The 22,967-nt window shown below is 57.6% G+C and carries 23 protein-coding genes; 9 read left to right on the plus strand and 14 right to left on the minus strand.

Translation table 11 applies throughout. The annotated features are described in order from the left end of the window. Nucleotides 1–26 precede the first annotated feature (26 nt). Nucleotides 27–1,043, minus strand: coding sequence for an ABC transporter substrate-binding protein (locus tag CPY64_RS05845; protein WP_096917378.1), 1,017 nt, complete (start codon nt 1,041–1,043; stop codon nt 27–29). A gap of 102 nt (nt 1,044–1,145) precedes the next feature. Continuing rightward, complete coding sequence (locus tag CPY64_RS05850) at nt 1,146–2,213, minus strand: LacI family DNA-binding transcriptional regulator (RefSeq protein WP_042487947.1); 1,068 nt, start codon at nt 2,211–2,213, stop codon at nt 1,146–1,148. Nucleotides 2,214–2,455: 242 nt separating this feature from the next. Between CPY64_RS05850 and kdpF the strand changes: the two genes are divergently transcribed. The 6 genes from kdpF (at nt 2,456) to CPY64_RS05880 (ending at nt 10,597) form a co-directional block, all read left to right on the plus strand. Beyond that, the gene (gene kdpF, locus CPY64_RS18945) at nt 2,456–2,551 is read left to right on the plus strand and encodes a K(+)-transporting ATPase subunit F (protein ID WP_022983188.1); all 96 of its coding nucleotides are present in this window, start codon (nt 2,456–2,458) and stop codon (nt 2,549–2,551) included. 137 nt (nt 2,552–2,688) lie between these two features. Continuing rightward, on the plus strand, nt 2,689–4,392 hold the full coding sequence (gene kdpA, locus CPY64_RS05860; protein WP_042487941.1) for a potassium-transporting ATPase subunit KdpA: 1,704 nt from the start codon (nt 2,689–2,691) through the stop codon (nt 4,390–4,392). A gap of 12 nt (nt 4,393–4,404) precedes the next feature. Next, nucleotides 4,405–5,079, plus strand: a complete 675-nt coding sequence (gene kdpC, locus CPY64_RS05865; RefSeq protein ID WP_042487938.1) for a potassium-transporting ATPase subunit KdpC — start codon at nt 4,405–4,407, stop codon at nt 5,077–5,079. A gap of 14 nt (nt 5,080–5,093) precedes the next feature. Then, nucleotides 5,094–7,178 carry a potassium-transporting ATPase subunit KdpB gene (gene kdpB / locus CPY64_RS05870; protein WP_042487935.1) on the plus strand — a complete coding sequence of 695 codons (2,085 nt, stop codon included), beginning with the start codon at nt 5,094–5,096 and terminating at the stop codon, nt 7,176–7,178. 45 nt (nt 7,179–7,223) lie between these two features. Then, nucleotides 7,224–9,893 (plus strand): sensor histidine kinase, encoded by a 2,670-nt coding sequence (locus CPY64_RS05875; protein WP_042487930.1) that lies wholly within the window; start codon nt 7,224–7,226, stop codon nt 9,891–9,893. Beyond that, entirely contained in the window at nt 9,890–10,597 is a 708-nt protein-coding gene (locus CPY64_RS05880) for a response regulator (protein WP_042487927.1), read from the plus strand. Before CPY64_RS05875 ends, CPY64_RS05880 begins: the two co-directional genes overlap by 4 nt. A 150-nt stretch (nt 10,598–10,747) precedes the next feature. On the opposite strand, the gene argF is transcribed toward CPY64_RS05880, so the two are convergent. Continuing rightward, the gene (argF, locus tag CPY64_RS05885) at nt 10,748–11,689 is read right to left on the minus strand and encodes an ornithine carbamoyltransferase (protein WP_042487924.1); all 942 of its coding nucleotides are present in this window, start codon (nt 11,687–11,689) and stop codon (nt 10,748–10,750) included. Between the two features lie 252 nt (nt 11,690–11,941). Here argF and CPY64_RS05890 point away from each other — a divergent pair, with 252 nt between their 5' ends. Then, nucleotides 11,942–12,256: a DUF3579 domain-containing protein gene (locus CPY64_RS05890; protein ID WP_042487921.1), complete on the plus strand. Its 315-nt coding sequence runs from the start codon at nt 11,942–11,944 to the stop codon at nt 12,254–12,256. 56 nt (nt 12,257–12,312) lie between these two features. Here CPY64_RS05890 and CPY64_RS05895 read toward each other — a convergent pair whose 3' ends face one another. The 10 genes from CPY64_RS05895 to CPY64_RS05940 all read right to left on the minus strand — a co-directional run bounded on the left by CPY64_RS05895 (nt 12,313) and on the right by CPY64_RS05940 (nt 19,927). Beyond that, nucleotides 12,313–13,254, minus strand: a complete 942-nt coding sequence (locus CPY64_RS05895) for a 2-hydroxyacid dehydrogenase (RefSeq protein ID WP_042487918.1) — start codon at nt 13,252–13,254, stop codon at nt 12,313–12,315. 157 nt (nt 13,255–13,411) lie between these two features. Next, complete coding sequence (gene rpsT, locus CPY64_RS05900) at nt 13,412–13,675, minus strand: 30S ribosomal protein S20 (RefSeq protein WP_003801510.1); 264 nt, start codon at nt 13,673–13,675, stop codon at nt 13,412–13,414. A gap of 56 nt (nt 13,676–13,731) precedes the next feature. Further along, nucleotides 13,732–15,285, minus strand: coding sequence for a murein biosynthesis integral membrane protein MurJ (murJ, locus tag CPY64_RS05905; protein ID WP_042487912.1), 1,554 nt, complete (start codon nt 15,283–15,285; stop codon nt 13,732–13,734). A gap of 18 nt (nt 15,286–15,303) precedes the next feature. Beyond that, nucleotides 15,304–16,068, minus strand: a complete 765-nt coding sequence (locus CPY64_RS05910; protein ID WP_042487909.1) for a 3-hydroxyacyl-CoA dehydrogenase — start codon at nt 16,066–16,068, stop codon at nt 15,304–15,306. Between the two features lie 63 nt (nt 16,069–16,131). After that, the gene (gene adk, locus CPY64_RS05915) at nt 16,132–16,788 is read right to left on the minus strand and encodes an adenylate kinase (RefSeq protein WP_026482905.1); all 657 of its coding nucleotides are present in this window, start codon (nt 16,786–16,788) and stop codon (nt 16,132–16,134) included. Between the two features lie 102 nt (nt 16,789–16,890). After that, nucleotides 16,891–17,655 (minus strand): 3-deoxy-manno-octulosonate cytidylyltransferase, encoded by a 765-nt coding sequence (kdsB, locus tag CPY64_RS05920; RefSeq protein WP_042487906.1) that lies wholly within the window; start codon nt 17,653–17,655, stop codon nt 16,891–16,893. A 1-nt stretch (nt 17,656) separates the two neighbouring features. Beyond that, nucleotides 17,657–17,842: a Trm112 family protein gene (locus CPY64_RS05925; protein WP_042487903.1), complete on the minus strand. Its 186-nt coding sequence runs from the start codon at nt 17,840–17,842 to the stop codon at nt 17,657–17,659. Further along, nucleotides 17,842–18,921 carry a tetraacyldisaccharide 4'-kinase gene (gene lpxK, locus CPY64_RS05930; RefSeq protein ID WP_042487900.1) on the minus strand — a complete coding sequence of 360 codons (1,080 nt, stop codon included), beginning with the start codon at nt 18,919–18,921 and terminating at the stop codon, nt 17,842–17,844. The genes CPY64_RS05925 and lpxK overlap by 1 nt, the downstream gene beginning before the upstream one ends. Then, nucleotides 18,918–19,322 (minus strand): ExbD/TolR family protein, encoded by a 405-nt coding sequence (locus CPY64_RS05935; RefSeq protein ID WP_042487898.1) that lies wholly within the window; start codon nt 19,320–19,322, stop codon nt 18,918–18,920. Before CPY64_RS05935 ends, lpxK begins: the two co-directional genes overlap by 4 nt. Next, complete coding sequence (locus tag CPY64_RS05940; RefSeq protein WP_042487894.1) at nt 19,322–19,927, minus strand: MotA/TolQ/ExbB proton channel family protein; 606 nt, start codon at nt 19,925–19,927, stop codon at nt 19,322–19,324. The genes CPY64_RS05935 and CPY64_RS05940 overlap by 1 nt, the downstream gene beginning before the upstream one ends. 426 nt (nt 19,928–20,353) lie before the next feature. On the opposite strand from CPY64_RS05940, the gene xseA reads away from it, so the two are divergent. After that, nucleotides 20,354–21,700 carry an exodeoxyribonuclease VII large subunit gene (gene xseA, locus CPY64_RS05945; protein ID WP_042487891.1) on the plus strand — a complete coding sequence of 449 codons (1,347 nt, stop codon included), beginning with the start codon at nt 20,354–20,356 and terminating at the stop codon, nt 21,698–21,700. Between the two features lie 54 nt (nt 21,701–21,754). Continuing rightward, nucleotides 21,755–22,333: a superoxide dismutase [Fe] gene (sodB, locus tag CPY64_RS05950; RefSeq protein WP_009455685.1), complete on the plus strand. Its 579-nt coding sequence runs from the start codon at nt 21,755–21,757 to the stop codon at nt 22,331–22,333. Nucleotides 22,334–22,470: 137 nt separating this feature from the next. On the opposite strand, the gene bfr is transcribed toward sodB, so the two are convergent. Next, the gene (gene bfr, locus CPY64_RS05955) at nt 22,471–22,935 is read right to left on the minus strand and encodes a bacterioferritin (RefSeq protein WP_042487888.1); all 465 of its coding nucleotides are present in this window, start codon (nt 22,933–22,935) and stop codon (nt 22,471–22,473) included. Nucleotides 22,936–22,967 lie beyond the last annotated feature (32 nt).

Here is a 22,967-nt window from a genome sequence, read left to right on the forward strand (position 1 = left end):
GCTAACTCCACATCTCAGAGGGCCGCTTAGCGGACCTCGGCCAGATAACGTTCGGCAAAGGGTTTCTGGCCTTGTCCCATGCGGTCATAGTCAATCGCCTTGGCACGGGCGTATTCGCTGTCAGGCAAAAAGCGCGACTGTGCCTGTTCGCTGATGGCGCTGCTGCGAACCGGACGCAGGAAGGCATTGGCCCAGATCGACTGCCCTTGCTCGGACAGCACGAAATCCAGCACTTTGCGTCCCTCTTCGGTGTGCGGTGCCTTGTTGACCAGGGACATCACGTAAGGAACGACAATCGTGCCTTCTTGCGGAATCACGAAGGCCACATCCTCGCCGTCCTTGTATTGAGCGCGATAGGCGCTGAAGTCGTAGTCCAGCAAGATGGGGATCTCGCCGGAAATCAGGCGGGCATAGGCGGTTTGCTTGGGGACGATGGGATTGTTTTTTTGCAAGGCCTTGAACCAGTTGATGGCCGGATCAAAGTTATCCATGGTGCCGCCCAGGGCTTCATTGATCGCCACGGCGCCCACATAGCCCACGAAGGCGGATGACGGGTCCAGGTAGCCAACCAAGCCTTTGTATTCCGGTTTGAGCAAATCGTTCCAGGAGGCAGGTACGGGTACATCACCCAAGGCCGATTTGTTGACCATGATGCCCATGGTGCCGGAGTGAATGGCAAACCAATGGCCTTGCGGATCCTTCAGACCTTCCGGAATCTGCTCCCAGCCCTTGGGCTTGTAGGCCTGAGTCACCCCTTCTTTTTGGGCCTGAATGGCAAAGGTAATGCCCAGGTAGGTCACGTCGGCCACCGGGTTGGCCGATTCGGCAACCAGTTGAGCCAGCGACTGGCCCGAGTTCTTGTTGTCTGGGGGCACGGTAATGCCGGTGTGCTGTTTGATGGCCTCGATCTGGCTGGCCCAGTCAGCCCATTCAGGTGGACAGTTGTAGCAGATTGCCGTCTGTGCGGCGGCCGCATTGCCGAATGTCAGCATGGCCAATGGCAATGCGACACGGCATGCCAAGGTGCTCAAAATATGTTTCATGGTTGTTCACTCCAGTCAGTAAGTGGGGCTAAATAAAGCCGGCATGGCTTGCAGGCAGGGGGCGTTACGGGAAAGTTTCCCGGGAAGGAGGACACAGCATCGTCAGGGCGCCTGTAGTTGGAACGGAGAGGGGGCGCAGGATTCACCCGGATCAAAGGTGTAGGGCAGCAATATCGACTCTTGAGCCGGAACAGGCTGCTGCCGGGCGATAGCACCTAGCAGCAAGCCGATGCACTGGCGGCCAATTTTCTCATTGGGCTGGACGATGGTGGCGGGGCGGGGAAACAGCTCCGCGCCCAGGCCAATGCCGTCAAAGCCAATAATGCTGATGTCCTGGGGGACGCGCAGGCCGATCTGTTGCGCGGTTCGCAAGCAACGAATGGCAATCAAGTCATTGGAGCCGATGACGGCGGTAGGCCGATCTGTCTGGCGCAAAAGCCGGGCGACGCTGGCCAGATGAAGGCCACTCTTCTTGTGGGCAGAGGCTGGCTGGTCGTCAGGCGTTTGATCCATAAACGGCACTTCCAGCAGGGGCATGGGGGCCAAGCCGGCACGGTCCATCCCTTTGAGGTAACCACGACTGCGTTGTTGGGCACGGTCGGAAACATGCAAGTGCCCGCTCACCATGGCAATGCGGCGATGGCCCTGTGTTGCCAGATGGCCAATCAGCTCAATCATGGCTTGTTCACCATTGACGGTGACGCAGGGGTGTTCGGGATGCTGGTTGTAGGCCAGCACATAAGGGCAGGATGTTTTGCTCAAGCGCTCCAACGCGGGGGAGCGAGCTGGATTTGAGACCACCAGAACAATGCCCTCCACGTTGCTGGCCAACAGCAGGGCCACGGCCTGGGATTCACGCTCAAGGTGGTATTCCGTAAAGAAGGGCAGGATGGCGTAGCCGCCGCGGGTAGCGGTATCGGCAATTCCTTTCAGGCACTCGGCAAAGACGGGATTGAGCAAGGTAGGCAGGACCACACCAATCACACGGCTGCGCTGGCTGCGCAGGCTGCGGGCCGAGGCATTGGGCTCGTAACCCAGTGCCTGGATGGCGGCTTGCACACGCTGCAGGGTCTTGTCGCCCACCTTTTCAGGTTCATTGATAACGCGCGATACCGTGGCAACCGATACCTGCGCTGCTTTGGCGACATCCAGAATTCCAACATTGGCCATGACGCTCAGCCGTCAAAATGAAAACGATTACATTTGAGCAAAGGCATATGTCAGGCAGATGACGGTACGTCCATGAGCTTGCTGCTGCTGCCTCGATCTGTCTCAAAGGCAGGTCCGTGGCCCTGTGCCCCCAATCCATATGCCGTCTTTATATCCAGGCCACGAAACACTGCTCTGAATTTATGCGGCCACTCCTAGACTTTGTCTGTCTGCTGCAAGTCAGCATTGATAGGGAGTTCGGGATGAGTGCGTCCTTTTTCACAGTTCTGGCAGGAGGGATTTCTCTGGGGCTGTTTATCTATTTGTTCTATGCCTTGCTCAAGGCCGAAAAATTCTAAGTTCAGGCCGGCAAGTGTTCATTGTTTGGAACAGGTGTGCATATGAGTGATTTTCTATTTTTAGCGATTCTGTTCGCATTCTTTGCGATGGCGGCCGGATTTGTTCTTGGTCTTGAGAAACTGTAAGAGGGGCAGTCATGCTGGACGATCTGATGCAGTTTCTAATTATTCTGGCCCTCTCCACGGTCTTGCTGGTGGTGGTGGGCAAATGGATTGCCCATTTTTTCAGTAGCCCCAATCACAGCCTGATCGAGCGTGGTACGTATCGGCTACTGGGTGTGAATCCTGAGGAGAAAATGTCCTGGAAGCGATATGGTCTGGCGCTCTTGTTCAGCAACGCCGCCATGTTGCTTCTGGGATATGTTCTTTTGCGGGTGCAGGCCTGGATTCCCGGAGACAGCTTGCAGCGTGCCGCGCAAACGCCCGACCTGGCCTTCAATACGGCCGTGTCCTTTACGACCAATACTAATTGGCAGGCATATTCGGGCGAATCCAGTCTGTCCAACTTCTCTCAAATGGCGGCCATCACTTTTTTGATGATGATCCGTGCCACCACGAGTTTGGCTGCGGCTGGTGGCTTCATCCGTGGTTTAAGCCGTAAAAGTTCGGCTGATATTGGTAATTACTGGGTGGACTTCACCCGCTCTTTATATCGCCTGCTCTTGCCGTGCAGTTTTTTGCTGGCTTTGCTGTATATCTGGCAGGGTATGCCGCAGACGCTGACTTCTGATGTCGTGGTCAACACGCTGGAAGGGCTTAAGCAGCAGATTATTCTGGGGCCAGTGGCCAGCCTTGAAAGCATCAAGCATGTGGGAACCAATGGGGGCGGTTTCTTTGGCATGAATGCGGCCCATCCTTTTGAAAATCCCACGCCGCTGACTAATACCGTGCATATGCTCAGCATGTTGCTGGTGCCCTCGGCCTTGACCTATGCCTTTGGCTCGATGCTGGCTCGTCGTCGCCAGGGCTGGGCCTTCTTTACAGCCTTCTTGGTGATGTTCATCGGCTTTCTGTCTCTGATTTATAGCGCCGAGCAGGCAGGCAATCCTTTGCTGACGTCCCTGGGTGTGGACCAGGCCCAAAGCAGCACGATGGGCGGTGGCAATCTGGAAGGCAAGGAACTGCGCTTCGGTGTGGCGCAAAGCAGCTTGTTTGCCACCGTGACCACGGCTGCGACCACCGGCTCGGTCGATGCCATGCACTCTTCGCTGACCCCTTTGGGTGGCCTGGTGCCGATTGCCCAAATGATGCTGAACAACGTCTTTGGTGGGATAGGCGTGGGCTTTATCAGCCTGGTTAGCTACGCCATTCTGACGGTGTTTCTGGTGGGCATGATGATAGGGCGCAGCCCGGAGTTTCTGGGCAAGAAGATTGAGGCGCGGGAGATGAAGTACGTGATGCTCGCCATGCTGGCGCATGCCTTCAGCATTCTGGGCTTTACGGCCTTGGCCAGCGTGCTGCCATCCACCATGAACAGCCTGTCCAATATGGGGCCGCATGGCTTCAGCGAAGTCCTGTACGCCTACACCTCGGGTACGGCCAATAACGGGTCGGCCTTTGCCGGCTTCAATGCGAACACGCCATTCTTCAATACCACGATAGGGCTGGCCATGCTGGTCGGGCGTTACCTGACCTTGTTGCCCTTGCTGGCTCTGGCCGGTGTGCTGGCAGCCAAGAAAGCGGTTCCTGCTGGTCCTGGCACCTTGTCGACGGCCACTCCCTTGTTTACCGGTTTGTTGATCTTCGTGGTTCTGGTGGTGGGTGGGCTGACTTTCCTGCCTGCTCTGGCGCTGGGCCCGATTGTGGAGCACCTGTTGATGCTCGATGGCATTACTTTTTGAGGATTGACTGTCATGTCTACCCATCAATATATGGTTTCGACAGCGGCTGCACCGACGATGAGAAGCTTCTTGCGTCCCGTGCTGCTGTCTGCCGTGTTTTTCATGCTTTTGACGGGCATTGCCTACCCATTGGCTACGACCTTGATTGGCACCGCCCTGTTCCCGGAACAGGCAAAGGGCGGCCTGATTCAGCGTGACGGCCAGCTCGTGGGTTCCCGCCAGATTGGTCAGTACTTCAGTCAGCCCGAGTATTTTCATGGGCGCCCCAGTGCAACCTTGGGCGCGGACCCGGCTGATCCTTCCAACACTATTGCGCAGCCTTATAACGCCGCTGCCAGCGGGGCGAGCAATCAGGGGGTATTAAGCAAGAGTCTGCTGGAGGCTGTGGCCGAACGCAGCAGGGCCTATCGCCTGATGAACGGTTTGGCCAAGGATTCACCCGTGCCGGTGGATGCCGTGACGGCGTCGGCATCGGGACTGGACCCCCACATCTCGGTAGCCAATGCCCGTTTGCAGGCCGCGCGTATTGCCAAGGTACGTGGCATGTCGCTGGCTCAGGTTCAGGTCCTGATCGATCGCTATACCCTTGCTCGTCAATTAGGCGTGCTGGGTGAGCCACGCGTGCAGGTCCTGGAGCTTAATCTTGCGCTGGACATGGCCAAGCCTGCCCAGCCTGCAGTGCATTAGGAGCAGGTGTCATTATGTCTATTACTGATCTGAAAGCCCCGCAAGAGGCCGAGCGTTCGACGGCATTTCAGGCCGTGCCCTGGGGCACGGTGTGCAAGGAAGCCTTCAAGAAGTTGTCTCCACGGGTGCAATTTAAAAACCCGGTGATGTGTGTGGTGTATCTGGGCAGTATCGTCACCAGCTTGCTGGGTGTGCAGGCCTTGATGGGGCAAGGCGAGGCCCCCACCGGCTTTATCTGGTCCATTGCCGCCTGGCTGTGGTTTACGGTCCTGTTTGCCAATGCGGCCGAAGCCGTAGCAGAAGGGCGCGGCAAGGCGCAGGCCGATGCGCTGCGCTCCACCCGCAAGCGGGTCATGGCCAAAGTTCTGAAAGACCCGGTCCGTGACAGCCGCTCCTGGCCAGTGCCCAGCGATGAACTGGTGCCCGGTGCCTATGTGCTGGTTGAAGCGGGCGAGATTATTCCGGCTGACGGCGAAGTGCTGCAGGGGGCGGCGTCGGTAGACGAGTCCGCCATTACGGGTGAATCGGCACCTGTGATTCGGGAGTCGGGAGGTGACTTTTGTTCGGTTACGGGCGGGACGTGCGTTCTGTCGGACTGGATTGTGATGCAGGTCACCGCCAAGCCGGGTGAAGCTTTTCTGGACCGCATGATTGCAATGGTGGAGGGCGCCAAGCGCGGCAAGACGCCTAACGAGATTGCCTTGAATATCTTGCTGGTCGCCCTGACGCTGATCTTCCTGCTGGTCTGCGTCACCTTGTTGCCTTTCTCCAGTTTTGCCACTGTGCTGACCGGCCAAGGCTCGCCCGTCACGATTACTGCCCTGATTGCCTTGTTGGTGTGCCTGATTCCAACCACTATCGGTGCTTTGTTATCGGCTGTCGGTGTGGCCGGAATGAGCCGCATGATGAAGGCCAATGTGCTGGCCAGCTCTGGCCGTGCGATTGAGGCGGCCGGGGACGTGGATGTCTTGCTGCTGGACAAGACCGGCACCATTACCTTGGGTAATCGAGAGGCCTCGGCCTTCTTGCCCGCGCCACAGGTGTCGGAGCAAGCCCTGGCAGACGCAGCTCAATTGGCTTCGTTGGCGGACGAGACCCCCGAAGGGCGCTCCATAGTGGTGCTGGCCAAGCAACTCTTCAATTTGCGTGGCCGTGAGTTGCAAGGTGCGCAGACCATCGCCTTTAGCGCCCATACGCGCATGAGCGGGATTGATATTGAGGGTCGTCAGATCCGAAAAGGGGCGGCGAACACCATGCGCTCGCATATTGAGTCCCAGGGCGGCGTGTTTCCCCGCGAATTGGATGCCTTGGTCAAGGAGGTTGCCCGGCGGGGCAGCACACCGTTGGTCGTCACCGAAGGCAATAAGGTGCTGGGCGTGGTGGAGCTCAAGGATATTGTCAAAGGCGGTATCAAGGAGCGCTTTGCTGAGTTGCGAGCCATGGGCATCAAGACGGTCATGATTACCGGGGACAACAAGCTGACCGCCGCTGCCATTGCAGCGGAAGCCGGGGTGGATGACTATCTGGCCGAAGCCACACCTGAGGACAAGCTGCAGTTGATTCGGCGCTATCAGGACGAAGGCCGCCTGGTTGCCATGACCGGGGACGGTACGAACGACGCGCCTGCTCTGGCGCAGGCCGATGTGGCCGTGGCCATGAACAGCGGTACCCAGGCGGCCAAAGAGGCCGGCAATATGGTGGATCTGGACAGCAACCCCACCAAGCTCTTGCGCGTGGTGGAAGTGGGCAAGCAGATGATCATGACGCGCGGTGCCCTGACCACCTTCAGCATCGCGAATGATCTGGCCAAGTACTTTGCGATTATTCCGGCGGCTTTTGTGGTCACCTATCCCGCTCTGGGGGCCTTGAATGTGATGCAGTTGCATAGTCCGGCTACCGCGATCCTGTCTGCGGTCATTTTCAATGCACTGATCATCATCGCTCTGATTCCCCTGGCCCTGCGGGGGGTGAAGTATCGGGCTGAACCGGCCAGCCGCCTGCTGAAACGCAATTTGCTGATCTACGGTTTGGGCGGGCTGATCGCGCCTTTTATAGGTATCAAACTGATTGATTTACTGCTGACGCCCTTGTTTGGATAAGAGCGTAAGATCAATAGCAGTTTTCTGGATGGAGTGCACAGATCCATGTCACTTGAGGATAGGCCGGACCCCGACGAGCTGTTGCAGGTGATCGGTGACGACCCGCATCAGCCTCGCCGCGGGCAGCTCAAGATTTTCTTCGGCGCTTGTGCGGGCGTAGGGAAAACCTACGCCATGCTCAAGGAGGCGCATCAGCGTCAGTGCGAGGGCGTGTCCGTAGCGATCGGGGTTGTGGAAACCCACGGCCGCGAGGAAACCCAGGCCTTGATTGACGGTTTGCCCGTGCTGGCACGCAAGGAGTACCAGCGGCAGGGACGGGTGGTGACGGAGTTTGATCTGGATGCTGCTCTGGCCTCGGGCTATCAACTGTTGCTGGTGGACGAGCTGGCGCACTCCAATATCGAGGGCAGTCGCCACGCCAAGCGCTGGCAGGATGTGGAGGAGCTGCTGGATGCGGGTATTGATGTGTATACCGCGCTGAACGTGCAGCATCTGGACAGTCTGAATGAGGTGGTGGGTGGCATTGTCGGGGTACGGGTTCGGGAGACCGTACCAGATCGGATTTTTGATCGTGCGGCAGATGTCTTGCTGGTGGATCTACCTCCCGATGATTTGTTATCTCGGCTGAATGCGGGCAAGGTGTATCTGGCGGACTCGGTGGCCCATGCCCGTCAGAACTTCTTTCGTCGCGGCAATCTGATCGCCTTGCGTGAGCTGGCTTTGCGCCGGGTGGCGGATCGGGTTAATGCGGATGTGCATGTGTACCGTATCTCCCATGCGATACGCACAGTTTGGCCGACACGCGAGCTGCTGATGGTGTGCGTCAGTGCGGATAGTGCCCAGGAAGCCCTGATTCGGGAGGGCGCGCGTTTGGCCCAGCAATTGCAGACGCCCTGGATTGTGCTGCATGTGGATACACCGCAGGAAAGCGGGCAGATCAAGGCGCAGGAGGCACTGGTGCGCTTGGCAGCCAGTGCCCAACATGCCGGGGCCGAGTTTGCCAATATTGCGGGGCAGGATGTGGCGCATACGATTCTGGCCTACGCCCGTCAGCGCAATGCCACCAAGCTGATTTTGGGTAACTCCTCAGCGCGATCTATCTGGCCCTGGCGTACCAGCTTGTCCGAGCGCCTGGCACGCAGCAATCCTGAAATCGGCTTGCTGCTGGTGCGCATGGATACGGTGCAGCGGCCTATACGGCCTTTGGAACTGGAACAGCCCATGGCGCAGGGCAAGGCCTTATCAATTGCGTTCATTATTTGCGTTGTGACCACCTTGCTGGCCGAGAAGCTCTTGCCTTTTTTCGAGCTCTCCAACGTGATCATGCTGTTCCTGATTACCGTGGTTTTTATTGCTCTGCGCTTGGGACGGCTGGCCGGGGTGTGGGCGTCTTTGCTGTCCGTGGCCTTTTTCGATTTCTTCTTTGTCGAGCCCCGCTATTCTTTTTCGGTGACGGATACCCAATATGTATTTACCTTCGGCGTCATGCTGGGGGTGGCGCTGATTATTGGTCAGTTGGCTGCCAAATTGCAGGCCGAAGCCAGGGCTGCACGAGATGGTGAACGACGCGCGGCGGCGCTGACCCGAGTCAGTCGGGACTTGGCAGGCGCCTTGGCCCTGGAACAAGTCTTGGCGGTCTGCCGCGATACGCTGGAACCCTTGTTCGAGATGCAGGTGGTGCTGGTGGTGCCGGATCAACAAAACCAGTTGGTGGCGACCCGCCATACCGGCTTTGTAGAGCTATCGGTGGCGCAATGGGTGTTTGATCATATGGAAGCTGCCGGTAACGGCACCGAGACTCTGAGTGGTGCCAGTGCCTTGTATCTGCCCTTGAAAGGTCCCATGGCCCCGCGTGGAGTTCTGGTGGTGCAGTCAGGCGGAGCCGCGTCGTTGAGGACTCCGGATGGACGGCGTTTGCTGGATGCTTGTTGCTTTACCTTGGCCCAGGCATTGGAGCGGATTCATTATGTGGAAATCGCCCAGGATACGGTGCTGCGCATGGAAGGGGAGAAGATGCGCAATACGCTGCTGTCGGCCGTTTCGCACGATTTACGTACACCTCTGACCGTGATTCGGGGTCTGGCTGAAACGCTGGAGCAGCCCAAAGGTTTGAGCGAAACCGAGCGCACGGATATTGCCCGTTCCATCCGTATTGAGTCGGACGAGCTGCGCCGCCAGGTCTCCAACCTGCTGGACCTGGCGCGGATGCAGAATGAAGGCGTGAAGCTGCATAAGGAGTGGCATGCTCTGGGCGAGATTGTGGGGATTGCTGTTGCCCGCTGTGCTGCCGCTTTGCAGCCCCGCAAGGTGGTGACCGAGTTTGCAGCGGACCTGCCTTTGGTCGAGGTGGATGGTGTCATGCTGGAACGGGTGGTGACGAACCTGCTGGATAATGCCACCAAATACACGCCTGCCACCAGCACGATTTCCTTGCGCGGTCTGTGTTCCGGCCAGTCCATGTATTTATTGATCAGTGATGATGGCCCCGGTTTGCCGCCCGGCGATCCCGAGCGCTTGTTTGATACTTTTACGCGGGGGCAGAAAGAGTCCTCGGTTGCGGGCGTGGGCTTGGGCCTGGGACTATGCCGCACGATTATTGCCGCGCATGGTGGTACGATCAGCGCCAAGCCGCGTTTGCCTCATGGGGTGATCTTTGAGATTCGCCTGCCCTGGAAACCGGCTCCCCGTATGGATGGTGACGAGCTACTGACATGAACAAAGCCCAGATACTGATCGTGGAGGACGAATCCAATATTCGTCGTTTCGTGCGAATTGCCTTGGAGCAGGAAGGCATGTCCGTGATCGAGGCCAGCACCTTGGAGCAGGCGCGCATGGATGCGGCGACCCGCCGTCCTGATTTGATGATTGTGGACTTGGGCTTGCCGGACGGGGATGGCAAGGACTTGATCCGCGATTTGCGTAGCTGGGTGTATTCGCCCATTCTGGTGCTGTCGGCGCGTGAACGAGAGGAAGAAAAAGTAGCGGCCTTAAATGCCGGGGCGGACGATTATCTGGTCAAGCCCTTTGGCGTGCCGGAACTGCTGGCCCGCATACGAGCCTTGTTACGACGCTCCCAACTGGTCCCGAATGTTCAGGCGGCTTCTTCGAGGGTTCGCTTTGGGGGTGTGCAGGTGGATCTGGCCTCCCATGAGGTCACGCGGGACGGGGAGGCCGTGCATTTGACGCCTATCGAGTTTCGTTTGCTGACGGCCTTGATTCGGGGGCATGGCAAGGTGCTGACCCATCAACACTTGCTGCATGAAACCTGGGGCGCAGCGTATTCCGACCGGCCTCATTACCTGCGGGTGTACATGATGCAGCTGCGTCAAAAGCTGGAAGAAGATGCGGCACAACCCAAGTACCTGCTGACGGAGTTGCAGGTTGGCTATCGCTTGGCGGGCTTGGAGGTTGAAGAATAGGTGGGAAGTCCAGTCTTCCTGTATTCAGGTGGTCTTCAAGCACTTATTGGCTGACTGCTCAGTGGCTTGCCTATGCCGCTGCTGTATTAAAAAAGGGATGCCAAGCATCCCTTTTTCATTAATGGGCAGTCTGCCCCTGGGTAAAAGCGCTTAGGCTTCCAAGCGACCCAGAATCAGGAACTCCATCAAAGCTTTCTGTACGTGCAAGCGGTTCTCGGCTTCGTCCCAGACCACGCTTTGTGGACCGTCGATGACTTCGCCAGTCACTTCCTCGCCACGGTGAGCGGGCAGGCAGTGCATGAAGATGGCGTCAGGAGCGGCCACATCCATCATTTCCTGATCCACACACCAGTCGGCAAAGGCTTTGCGACGTTCTTCGTTCTCGTCTTCGTAACCCATGCTGGTCCACACGTCAGTGGTGACCAGGTGCGCGCCCTTGCAGGCTTCCAATGGGTCGTCGAATTCGCGCAGAATGCTGGAATCCGGGTTGCCGGTGCGATCCGACTCCAGGTGGTAACCGTTAGGAGCCGACACATGCAGGGTGAAGCCCAGGATTTCTGCCGCTTGCAGCCAGGTGTAGGCCATATTGTTGGCGTCACCAATCCAGGCCACGGTCTTGCCCTTGATATCGCCACGGTGTTCGATAAAGGTAAAGATGTCGGCCAGAATTTGGCAAGGGTGAAATTCGTTGGTCAGGCCATTGATGACCGGCACACGCGAGTGGGAGGCAAAACGCTCCAGACGGGTTTGCTCGAAGGTACGAATCATGACGATATCGACCATGCGCGAAACCACGCGGGCGGTATCCTCAATAGGTTCGGAGCGACCCAGCTGCGAGTCGGTGGTGGTCAGGTGAATGACCGAGCCGCCCAACTGATACATACCGGCTTCAAACGAAACACGGGTACGGGTGCTGGCTTTTTCAAAAACCATCGCCAGGGTGCGGTCGTGCAATGTGTGGTGCGGCTGATAGCGTTTGAACTTGTCTTTGATCAGGCGTGCGCGTTCCAGCACATATAAAATTTCGTCGTGAGAAAAGTCGCGAAATTGCAGAAAGTGCCGAAGCGGCCCTGCTTGCACGATGGCATCCATAAAAAAATCCTGCGGATAAAGAAAGCCATCTTAACCTGTCTGGCTATTTAGAGCAAAGCCGGCCAGAGACAGACAAGGGAAAACCGTTTGGTTTCGGAATAAAACGAGGGGGCAATGTAATGATCAGCAATAAATTGTCAAGCGGCTAATTTATTGATTCCCGGGCTTTGGGTGGCCGCGATCGGATACAATGCGTGGCGAGAAAGGAAAAGGTGCAGCATACCTGAACTGCACGATTAGCGATTAATTGTTATGACAGAGCCAGTGAAGCAACTTGTAATCCATGGTGTGACCCGGCAGGATCAGCGCTTTCGTCCCAGTGACTGGGCAGAACGCTTGGCCGGTGTAATGTCCCAGTTTCGTCCGGCAGGGGCGATGGGTGGTCATCTGACTTATTCGCCCTATGTGGTGCCGCGATTGATTGACGGCGTGCGTTGTGTGGTGGTGGATGCGCGCCTGCGAGAGCTTGAACCTTTGGCCTGGAAATTCGTCTGTGGCTTTGCCGATGATAATAATTTGAAGATTAGCGGCATTGATCCCGACAATATGGACCCTGTCGATTCCTGATTCAGACAGCGCCTCCAGGAAGTCGCCACCGTTGAAACGGTAGGCGACTTGTTTTTTTATACGGCCAGTGGCGTCAGCACTTTGCCGGTTTTCTGATACTGCACTACATTTTCCAACGCCAGAGAGAGCATGGCTTCGCGTGTCTCATGTGTTGCGCTGGCGGTGTGCGGTGCCAGAACCACCTGGTCCAGGTCGCGCAAGGCCTGGGGGACCTGGGGTTCATTCTCGAATACATCCAGCCCGGCAGCACCCAGTCGTCCTTCCTGCAAGGCGGCAATCAGTGCGCTTTCATCGACCACACTGCCGCGGGCAATATTGATCAGAATTCCTTTGGTGCCCAGGGCGTTCAGCACGTCGATATTGATCAGCCCGCGCGTTTCGTCGCCACCAACGGCTGCAATCACCATGATGTCTGCCCAATGGGCCAGCTCGATCAGGGAAGGTTCGTAATGCCAGGGCACATCGTGACGTGGGCGGCGGTTGTGATAGCGCAGATCCATATCAAAGCCGCTGGCTCGGCGGGCAATGGTCTGGCCAATGCGGCCCAGGCCCACAATTCCCAGCTTCTTGCCGCTGACGCGGGTACCCAGACCGAAACCGTTGGGTCGATCCCATAAACCGGCGCGTACATAACGGTCGGATTCAGTGACGCGGCGGGCAGCGTCCAGCATCAGGGCCCAGGCCATATCGGCCACGCAGTCGTTCAGGACATCAGGGGTGGTACTGACCTGGATGCCGCGCTGCTTGGCGGCCTGTACGTCGATGGAGTCGTAGCCGACCCCGACGCTGCAAATCGCTTTTAAAGCGGGCAGGCGGTCCATCAAGGAGGAGGGGGTAGCGGTGACAGCGCTGGTCAGTAATACCTGTACGCGCTCGATCTGGTCGGCAGAGAGCTGGTTCAGGTTCTGAAATTCAATGCGCTCGAAGTGACGGTCGATTTCGTCAAAAGAAGGGTGCTGGGCCAAAGATACCAGTTGCAGCACGATGGGACGTGTCATGGGGACTCGCTGATGAAATAGCAAATCCATAACTTAGCATGATTGGCCTGCGTGTTCAGGCAATGGTTTTGTGGCTAATAAAAAAGGGGTGCTAGGCACCCCTTTTCTAACTGGTTTTTAGGCCAGAGCCGATTAAACCATTAAAAATCTTCAGCAATCAGGCCAGGGCCTTGATAGCAGCAGACAGGCGGCTCTTGTGGCGGGCAGCCTTGTTCTTGTGAATGATGTTCTTGTCGGCAACGCGATCAATGATGCTGGTCGCTTTGCGGAAAACTTCGTTAGCAGCAGTTTTGTCACCGGCTTCGATAGCCTGGCGAACGCGCTTGATAGCGGTACGCAGCATGGAACGGATGCTGGCGTTGTGTTTGTTGCGAGCCACTGCTTGGCGGGCGCGCTTGCGTGCTTGTGCGGTATTAGCCATTTTTAATAAAGCCTAAGTTTTAAAGTTTAATCGGCAAAGACAATTATTCTAGGATACTAAGCCCGCTTTGTAAAGTAAGAGGGGCGAATGCCTACGATAAACAACATGCCGAAATAGGAAATGCCGCTGGCAAGCAACACGCCGCCCAGATACAGCACACGCAGCAGGGGCGTGGCTCCCAGGCTGATCCAGTCGATATAACGGTCAGCCAGCAAGAGGACGGCGGCCAGAGCGACCAGGGCGGGAATAATCTTCAGGAAAAAACGTAACCAGTCATGATTGGGCTGGTAAATCCCGCGCTTGCGCAGCATGACCAGCAAGGTCAGCGCATTGACGGTGGCACCCAGGCCAATCGACAAGGCCAGTCCGGCGTGGGCAAAGGTGGGCACCAGCACCAGATTGAAGAGCTGGGTAATGACCAGGACGGCAATGGCGATGCGTACGGGAGTGCGGATATCCTGGCGGGCGTAAAAGCCGGGGGCCAGAATCTTGATGGCCAGCAGGCCAACCAGACCAACCGAATAGGCCCCCACTGCCAGCTTGGTCTGGGCAACGTCAGCGGCGGCAAACGCACCGTAGTGAAACAGGGTGGCGACCAGACCGTCCGACAGCAAGGCCATGCCCAGGGCAGCAGGCAGGCCCAGTAACAAGACCAGACGCAGGCCCCAGTCCAGCAAACCGCTGTAGTTCTTGTCGTCCTTGCCTGCATGGGCAGCAGATAGCTTGGGCAACAAGACCGTGCCCAGCGCTACACCCAGCAGGGCGGTGGGGAATTCCATCAGGCGGTCGGCAAAGGACAGCCAGGTCACGCTGCCGGACTGCAGCCAAGTGGCGATATTGGTATTAATCAGCAGGGAAATCTGCGCAACAGAAACGCCCAGAATGGCGGGCAGCATCTGTTTGAGAATGCGTTGCACGGTGGGGTCGCGACGCGCTTCCCCCAGCCGTAATGAGAATCGTGGCAACAGGCCCAGGCGGGCCAGTGCAACCCATTGCACCAACAACTGGGCCAGCCCCCCCACCATCACCCCAACGGCCAGGGCATAAATGGGCGTTTCCATGTGCTGGGCCAGAAACAGGCTGGCGCCAATCATGGACAGATTCAGCAGGATGGGCGTGAAGGCCGGAACCGCAAAGCGGCTCCAGGTGTTGAGTACCGCAGAGGCAAAAGCCACCAGCGACATGCAGATGATGTAGGGGAACATCATGCGCGTCATGGTGATGGCGGCACCAAATTCGGTTTGTCGCTCCGGTGCAGTCAGGCCACTGGCCATGGCACTGACGACCCAGGGGGCCGCAACAATGCCAATGGCAGTGACCAGCATGACGGCAAAGGTCAGCAGCAGGGCAACGCGGTCCAGCAATTGCTGAACCTTGTCCTGCTCGTGTTCCTTGCGCACCTGCCCCAGGATGGGTACAAAGGCTTGTGAAAACGCACCCTCTGCAAACAGGCGTCGCAGCAGGTTGGGAATGCGAAAGGCCACCCAGAAAGCGTCGGTGAGCGGGCCCGCCCCAAAGGCGCGGGCAATCAGAATATCGCGTGCCAGTCCGGTGATACGAGACAGCAGCGTCAGGCCACTAATGGTGGCCGCCGAGCGAAACAAACCCATTGGAGCCGATACAGAAAGTTATTTTGGTGCCATACGGATGGCGCCATCCAGACGGATGGTTTCGCCATTGAGCATTTCATTATTGATGATGCTTTGCACCAGTTGGGAGAAATCTTCAGGGCGACCCAGGCGCGATGGGAAAGGGATGCTGGCCGCCAGGGAGTCCTGAACTTCCTGAGGCATGGCAAACATCATGGGGGTGCCGAAGATGCCGGGGGCAATCGTCATGACACGGATGCCGGTCTGCGCCAGATCGCGGGCCAGAGGCAGGGTCAAACCCACCACACCGGCTTTGGACGCACCGTATGCCGCTTGGCCAATCTGGCCGTCGTAGGCAGCGACCGAAGCCGTATTGATCAGCACGCCACGCTCGCCCGAAGCTTCGGGGGTATTGCTGCTCATGGCAGCGGCGGCCAGACGACACATGTTGAAGGTGCCGACCAGGTTGATCATGACGGTTTTCTGGAACAGGTCCAGTGTGTGGGGACCATTGCGTCCTACGGTGCGCGAGGCAGGGGCCACGCCGGCACAGTTGATCAGTCCGAACAAGGGGCGGGCGCTGTCCTGGCAAGCCAGATCCACCACGGCCTGGGCATCTTGCTCGGAAGTCACATCACAGCGCTGATAGTGTTGGCCCAGCTCCTTGGCCAGAGCCTCGCCGGCCTCGTCCTGAATGTCGGCGATCACCACGCGGGCGCCATTTTCAACCAGCATACGTACGGTGCCTGCGCCCAGACCCGATGCGCCGCCCGTGACAATAAAAGTCTTGTTATTGATTTGCATGAGCTTGTCTCCCTTGAATAATAAACAACCGGCCCTTTTGGGGCCGGCTGAATCTTGACTTACTTAGCTTGCCAGGGCGTCCACAATGCGCTGGCGGATCTCATCGACGCTGCCCACGCCGGAAATCTTGCGATAGGCCGGAGCTTGCGGGTCGCCGGTGGCTGACCATTGCGAGTAGTAATCGACCAGAGGGCGGGTCTGCTCGCGATAGACAGACAAGCGGTGGCGGACGGTTTCCTCGCGGTCATCGTCGCGCTGGAGCAAGGGTTCGCCTGTTACGTCGTCCACACCGGGGGTTTTGGGTGGATTGAAGGTGACGTGGTAGCTACGACCGCTGGCTGCGTGGATACGGCGGCCGCTCATGCGTTCGATGATGCTCTCTTCCGGTACGTCGATTTCGATCACGAAGTCCAGTTTGACCTGGGCATCCTTCAAGGCATCGGCCTGGGGAATCGTGCGTGGGAAACCGTCGAACAGGTAGCCGGGCTCACAGTCTGCTTCTTTCAGACGGTCGCGAACCAGGCCGATGATGATGTCATCGGAGACCAGGCCACCGGCGTCCATGATTTTTTTGGCTTCTACACCCAGCGGGGATTGGGCTTTGACAGCGGCACGCAACATATCGCCCGTGGAAATTTGTGGAATACCAAATTTCTCGGTAATGAAAGCAGCTTGAGTGCCTTTGCCGGCACCAGGGGGCCCGAGCAGTATGAGTCGCATGAATTCCTCCAGGAAATGCGTCGATCCGATTCTCGCTTCAGTATGATGCGTTGCAGCATATTTAGCGCATTTTTTATTCGGATAGAGCAGAAAAAAGATCTTTTATAACCGATTTGCGAAGTGAGCGCGTACTCTTTCCAGGTCTTGTTCGGTGTCTACCCCGGCTGCAGGAATCTCCTGAAGGCGGTGAACCATAATCTGGAAGCCGTTTTCCATGGCTCGCAGCTGCTCCAGAGATTCGAAGTGCTCCAGCGGCCCGCGCGGTAGCTGGGCGTACTGCTGCAGGAAGCGATTTCGGTAGGCATAAAGGCCAATATGGTGCAATGCGGGAAGCCCGTCGGCCAGTACCCGGTCGCCACCGGCCAGCGCGTCGCGGGCCCAGGGCATGGGGGCGCGGGAAAAGTACAGGGCGCGGCCTTGCAGGTCGCACACCACTTTCACGGCATTGGGGTTGAACAGCGTCTCGGCGTTCCTGATGGGCGCGGCCAGCGTGGCAATATCCGCCTGTTCGCTACGAGCCAGCAGTTCGGCGGCGGCATTGATATGCTCGGGCTGGATCAGAGGTTCGTCCCCTTGCACATTGACCACGATCTCGTCCTCGGACAGCTCCAGCAGGCGGGCAGCCTGGGCCAGGCGATCCGTGCCGGTCGGGTGCTCGGCGTCGGTCAGCAGGGCGTTGAAGCCGCTTGCCTGGACGGCTTCTAGCACTTGAGGCGAGTCCGTCGCCACCCAAACCTGACGCGCTCCACTCCGTGCCGCTTGCTGGGCACAGCGCACGATCATGGGTTGGCCAGCAATGTCAGCCAGCGGTTTGTTGGGCAGACGGGTGGAACCCAGGCGCGCAGGGATGATGACGGAAAAAGTCATATCAGTTGCTGGCGGGTTCCTGCGCATCCAGTTGACGCGCTTCGTTGATCAGCATGGTGGGGATGCCGTCCACAACAGGGAAGGCCAGCTTGTCAGCTTTGCAAACCAGTTCCTGCTGTTCGCGGTCGTGGCGCAGAGGGCCTTTGCACAAAGGGCAGACCAGCACTTCGAGTAGGCGAGTTTCCATTATTGAACTCCGGATAAAGAGGGTGGGGTTAAGCGCCGCTTGCGCAACAGGCTGTCCAGTTCAGCAATCCAGTCCGGGCGTGAGAACTCGGGTTGGACATCGACAACCCACAGTCGTGAGTCGTTCAGGTGCTGGCATTTTACGGCGTCTTTACGGGTAATGAGTACCAGCCCGTCATGCAGGGCCTGAAAGTCCTGGGCTTGCAAGGCGGCATGGTCGGGCAGGGGGAAAGTCTGACTCAGATGCAGACCACAAGCGCGCAGCATCGTGAAAAAACGGGCAGGCTGGCCAATGGCGGCCAAGGCTTGCAGTTCCTGTTGACCGTATTCCTGCTGCCAGTCCAACCAGCTCAGGCGGCGGCCCGAGCTCAGGTGCTCCAGCCGATACGGGCGTAGGCTCATGGTCAGGGCGCGGCCGGGTTCAGCGGGTTGAGGGGTGGAAGGAGGTGCCTGGCCGGCCACGACCTGACTGATCAGCCAGTCCACCGTACGCAGGCGTTCGGGGCCTTCACGCAGTGGGCCGGCTGGTAGCAGCAGGCCGTTTCCTACGCCACGTGCATCCTGCACCACGACTTCCATATCACGCTGCAAGGCCAGGTGTTGAAGGCCATCATCTGAAATAATCAGGTCGACGGCCGGGAAATCCTTGAGCAAAGCCTGGGCAGCCAGGGCACGACGAGGGTGGACGGCGATGGGGGCCTGGGTTTGGGCGGCAATCAGAGCGGGTTCATCGCCAAACTGTTCGGCGGCTAATTGGCCCTGACCCACACGCGGGTTGGGGCCGATCTCCACACCATAACCACGGCTGACAATACCGGGGGCCCATCCCAAAGCGCGCAATTGCTCGGTCAGTGCCAGGACGACGGGCGTTTTGCCTGCGCCACCGACGATGATATTGCCCACCACAATCACTGGCACCGGGCTGCGGTAGGACGCGCTGGGGTCTTGCTCGTAGCGATGCTGCTTGCGTTGTACGAAGATTACCGCCAGCGCAGAAAGAGGGCGCATCACAAGACTGAACCAGCCTTTTTTCTGCCACTGCTGGTGCAGCCAATCAGTCAGGCGGACGCGCACACTCATGGGGCCTGGGTCGCAAAGTGAATGCGATGGATGCCAACCTGACGGGCGGCTTCCATAGCCTGGACCACTGCAAAGTGGGGCGCCTGGGCATCAGCCAGAATCAGCAGGCTGCTGTTCTCGTCGGTTTTTTCCGTCGACAGAGCTTGGCTAAGGGGAGAACCACTGCTGGCATCCAGCCACATGCCGTTCAGGGCATAGCGCCCGTCCTGGCTGATAGCCAGTAGCAGTTCAGTGGTCTGGGCGGCCTGGGCCTGAGCCTGGGGCAAGGAAACATCCAGCTGGCGATAGCGCACAAAGGTGCTGCTGGCAGCCAGAAAAATCAGCACCACCAGCAAGACGTCAATCAAGGGCACCAGATTCAGTTCCAGCGTGTCCTGGTCTTGGGCTCGGCGAAAGCGCATCAGGCAGCCCTCTGTGCCAACAGGCGATCCAGGGCACCGGCTTCTGTTTCCAGGCAGTGCAGCAGGTAGTCGGCACGGCTGCGAAAGTAGCGGTGAAAGATCATGGCCGGGACGGCAATCAGAATCCCCAGGGCGGTGTTGTACAGGGCAACGGAAATGCCACGGGCAATCAGGCTGGGGTCACCACCAGCAGGGTCGTAGGCGGCAAAAATGTCGATCATGCCAATAACCGTACCAAAAAGGCCCAGCAAAGGGGCGATCACGGCAATGGTGCCCAGTGCCGGAATGTACTTGTTCAATTGGTAGCTGATGTCCTTGCCTTCCGCCTCGACCGCGGACTCACGCAAGGCGGAAGCCAGATGACGATTTTTCAGTACGGTGGCTAATACTCGACCCAGGGGGGAGTTGTCGTACAGGCGGGGCAGGGAGTCGTCCTGGATACGGTTCTGGGCTGTCAGCTCGCTGATCTGGCGTGCCAGTCCAGCCGGTAGAATTCGTTTGCTGCGCAGGGCCAGAAGGCGCTCCAGGATTAAACCCAGGGCAAGAATGGAGCAGGCCAGCAGGAACCAGACAGGCCAGCCAGCGGCATGGATCAAAGTAAGCACGAGTCTATTATCCGGTCACGAAATAAATCAGCGCTTATTGTAGAGCCCCTGCCTGCATTGCGGGAATGTTCCGGCGCGGGCGCGGTACACTTCAGGGTCTTTTACACGCAGAGTGACGCCAAACCCCTGATGTATTTGAAGTAATAAGTGTAGTGCTAAAACTATCCACAAAAACTGTGGATAATTCTGTGTATAAAACATCCCATAGTGGCTCGGGTGGTGGTTTAGAGGTTCTCTGGCTAATTTTCGACCATCTTTGTGTTTTTATAAATAGTGTTTAATTTCAATGGCTTACCTGTTTTCGATAAAGTATTGCATCAGGTGTTCCACGGAAGCCATTGTCTTGGCGTCTATTTGACAAAAGCATGACAGTTGTGGATACGGAGCGGTGGAAAACTAGCTCGTGGCGAGTCAAAAACAAAGAATATGATGCATTATCAAGAATCTAGAGCACCTGCGGTATGGACCGTGGCACAGTTGAACCGCCGTGTCAGTCAATTGCTGGACGAGCACATGCCGGTGGTTTGGGTTAGTGGCGAAGTATCCAACTTTACCCAGGCTGCTTCCGGGCATTGGTACTTCTCCATCAAGGACGACAAGGCGGCCGTTCGTGCCGTGATGTTCCGGGGGCGTGCCCAGGCCGTGGGCTTCGTGCCGCGGGCGGGCGAGCGCTTCGAGTTTCGCTGTTCGGTGACCTTGTACGAAGCACGCGGGGACTTTCAGGTTCAGGTCGAGGGCATGCGTCGCGCCGGGTTGGGGGATTTGCATGAAGCGTTTCTGCGATTAAAGGGGCAACTGCAAAGCGAAGGTTTGTTCGAGCCGGAACGCAAGCGCCCAATCGCAAGCTTGCCGCGCAGTGTAGGCATCATCACTTCCTTGGCGGCCGCTGCTTTGCGAGATGTGCTGACTGCGATGGAGCGTCGCGCTCCGCATGTGCGCATTATTATTTATCCCGCTCCAGTTCAAGGTGTCGAAGCGCCACCGCGATTGCGACAAGCATTGGAAACCGCGATTGAGCGGGCCGAGGTCGATACGCTCTTGCTGGTACGCGGGGGCGGCAGTCTGGAGGATCTCTGGGCTTTCAACGATGAGGGTCTGGCACGCCTGATTGCCTCCAGTCCTATCCCTATTATTAGTGGGGTGGGGCACGAGACCGATTTCACCATTGCCGATTTCGTGGCCGACTTGCGTGCACCCACGCCAACCGCCGCGGCCGAACTGGCCTGTCTTGGGCGCGATCAGTTACTGGAGCAGGTGTTTGCGCGCATGGGGGCCTTGAGCCACGGCGTGCAGCGCCATCTGGACCGCGCATCCTTGCGCCTGGATCGGGCGGTGGCCAAGCTGGTTTCTCCGCATCAACGACTGGCCCAGCAGCAGCAACGCCTGGATCATCTGACGCAAAGATTGCAGCGTGTGGCCCGCAGCGTCCCCGATACCGCCGCTTTGCGCCTGACTACGTTAAGGGCTCGTTTGGAGCGCAGCATTCCGCAGCTGGCGTCAAGACAGCAAAATCTGAATATGCTTTTCCAGCGGCTGGAAAAAGGTCTGGATCACGCGCTGGTTTTGCGCCGCCAACGCCTGGCTGCGGCCCAGCAAACGCTGCAAGCCCTGTCCCCGCGCCTTATCATTAATCGTGGATATGCCATAGTCAGGGATAGCGAGGGGAAAGTTGTAAAAAATGCGTTAGACTTAAAGATTGGTGAACGACTCGATGTCGAGTTGAGTCGCGGTCATGTGTCGGTGGATGTGGTGCGCACGCACGATCTACTCTAGGCTGCGTCGTCCTTGTTGGATACCAAACACGGTTTTTTTTTAGAAGGAATTGAAATGGCATTCACTCTTCCAGCTCTTCCATACGAACTCAACGCCCTTGAGCCACACATCTCCAAAGAAACTTTGGAGTTTCACTACGGTAAACACCACCAGGCTTACGTCACCAACCTGAACAACCTGGTTGCTGGCACCGAATTTGAAAATGCTTCCCTGGAAGACGTGGTCAAGAAATCCTCCGGTGGCGTGTTCAACAACGCTGCTCAGGTTTGGAACCACACTTTCTACTGGAACAGCCTGTCCCCTAACGGCGGCGGCGCTCCTACCGGCAAAGTGGCTGATGCCATCAACGCCAAATGGGGCAGTTTCGATGCGTTCAAAGAAGCCTTCACCAAGTCTGCCGTTGGCAACTTCGGTTCGGGCTGGACCTGGTTGGTCAAAAAGGCCGACGGTTCCCTGGATATCGTCAACACCAGCAACGCTGGCACGACGCTGACTTCTGATGACGTCGCCCTGATCACCTGTGATGTGTGGGAACACGCCTACTACATCGACTACCGCAACGCCCGTCCCAAGTACCTGGAAATTTTCTGGAACCTGGTGAACTGGGACTTTGCCGCCAAGAACCTGGGTTAATCGCCCAGGTTGTGGGTAGCGCTCATTGGAGGGCTACCCGGCAGTAAAAAACCGCCATGCATATGCTGGCGGTTTTTTTGTGTTTGCAGCGCGGTAGCCTGTCGGACTTGCGCTGCAATGCGTTCTGCCTGAAGGCCTTACATTTGGGATTGCTGGTAGTTTTCCAGGCCCACTTTCTCGATCAGGCCTAATTGTTTTTCCAGCCAGTAGGTGTGGTCTTCTTCCGTGTCGCGCAACTGGGCCAGAATAATGTCACGGGTGACAAAATCGCTGGCGGATTCGGCCAGTTCTATGCCTTTTTGCAAGGCAGCGCGAACTTCATATTCCAGCTCCAGATCCTTGCGCAACATGCCGACCACGTCCTTGCCGGGCTCAAACGCATTGGGGCGCATATCAGGAATGCCATCGAGCATCAGGATACGACGTATCAGGGCGTCAGCGTGTTGGGTTTCTTCTTCCATTTCGTGGTTCATGCGCTCGTAAAGCTGCGTGAAACCCAGATGCTCGTAAAAGCGGGAATGGATAAAGTACTGGTCGCGCGCTGCGAGTTCGCCACGCAGCAACTGATTCAGATAGTCGAGGACTTCGGGATTGCCTTGCATGATGATGAGCCTGTAAGGGATGTCAACGTTGG

Origin of the sequence: Alcaligenes faecalis, from assembly GCF_002443155.1 — a bacterium.
In the GTDB taxonomy this organism is placed as follows: Bacteria; Pseudomonadota; Gammaproteobacteria; order Burkholderiales; family Burkholderiaceae_B; genus Alcaligenes; species Alcaligenes faecalis.

Coding starts and splice junctions, on each gene's coding strand:
- CPY64_RS05845 (WP_096917378.1), bottom strand. CDS start 1,043: ATGAAACATATTTTGAGCACCTTGGCATGCCGTGTCGCATTGCCATTG.
- CPY64_RS05850 (WP_042487947.1), bottom strand. CDS start 2,213: ATGGCCAATGTTGGAATTCTGGATGTCGCCAAAGCAGCGCAGGTATCG.
- kdpF (WP_022983188.1), top strand. CDS start 2,456: ATGAGTGCGTCCTTTTTCACAGTTCTGGCAGGAGGGATTTCTCTGGGG.
- kdpA (WP_042487941.1), top strand. CDS start 2,689: ATGCTGGACGATCTGATGCAGTTTCTAATTATTCTGGCCCTCTCCACG.
- kdpC (WP_042487938.1), top strand. CDS start 4,405: ATGTCTACCCATCAATATATGGTTTCGACAGCGGCTGCACCGACGATG.
- kdpB (WP_042487935.1), top strand. CDS start 5,094: ATGTCTATTACTGATCTGAAAGCCCCGCAAGAGGCCGAGCGTTCGACG.
- CPY64_RS05875 (WP_042487930.1), top strand. CDS start 7,224: ATGTCACTTGAGGATAGGCCGGACCCCGACGAGCTGTTGCAGGTGATC.
- CPY64_RS05880 (WP_042487927.1), top strand. CDS start 9,890: ATGAACAAAGCCCAGATACTGATCGTGGAGGACGAATCCAATATTCGT.
- argF (WP_042487924.1), bottom strand. CDS start 11,689: ATGGATGCCATCGTGCAAGCAGGGCCGCTTCGGCACTTTCTGCAATTT.
- CPY64_RS05890 (WP_042487921.1), top strand. CDS start 11,942: ATGACAGAGCCAGTGAAGCAACTTGTAATCCATGGTGTGACCCGGCAG.
- CPY64_RS05895 (WP_042487918.1), bottom strand. CDS start 13,254: ATGACACGTCCCATCGTGCTGCAACTGGTATCTTTGGCCCAGCACCCT.
- rpsT (WP_003801510.1), bottom strand. CDS start 13,675: ATGGCTAATACCGCACAAGCACGCAAGCGCGCCCGCCAAGCAGTGGCT.
- murJ (WP_042487912.1), bottom strand. CDS start 15,285: ATGGGTTTGTTTCGCTCGGCGGCCACCATTAGTGGCCTGACGCTGCTG.
- CPY64_RS05910 (WP_042487909.1), bottom strand. CDS start 16,068: ATGCAAATCAATAACAAGACTTTTATTGTCACGGGCGGCGCATCGGGT.
- adk (WP_026482905.1), bottom strand. CDS start 16,788: ATGCGACTCATACTGCTCGGGCCCCCTGGTGCCGGCAAAGGCACTCAA.
- kdsB (WP_042487906.1), bottom strand. CDS start 17,655: ATGACTTTTTCCGTCATCATCCCTGCGCGCCTGGGTTCCACCCGTCTG.
- CPY64_RS05925 (WP_042487903.1), bottom strand. CDS start 17,842: ATGGAAACTCGCCTACTCGAAGTGCTGGTCTGCCCTTTGTGCAAAGGC.
- lpxK (WP_042487900.1), bottom strand. CDS start 18,921: ATGAGTGTGCGCGTCCGCCTGACTGATTGGCTGCACCAGCAGTGGCAG.
- CPY64_RS05935 (WP_042487898.1), bottom strand. CDS start 19,322: ATGCGCTTTCGCCGAGCCCAAGACCAGGACACGCTGGAACTGAATCTG.
- xseA (WP_042487891.1), top strand. CDS start 20,354: ATGATGCATTATCAAGAATCTAGAGCACCTGCGGTATGGACCGTGGCA.
- sodB (WP_009455685.1), top strand. CDS start 21,755: ATGGCATTCACTCTTCCAGCTCTTCCATACGAACTCAACGCCCTTGAG.
- bfr (WP_042487888.1), bottom strand. CDS start 22,935: ATGCAAGGCAATCCCGAAGTCCTCGACTATCTGAATCAGTTGCTGCGT.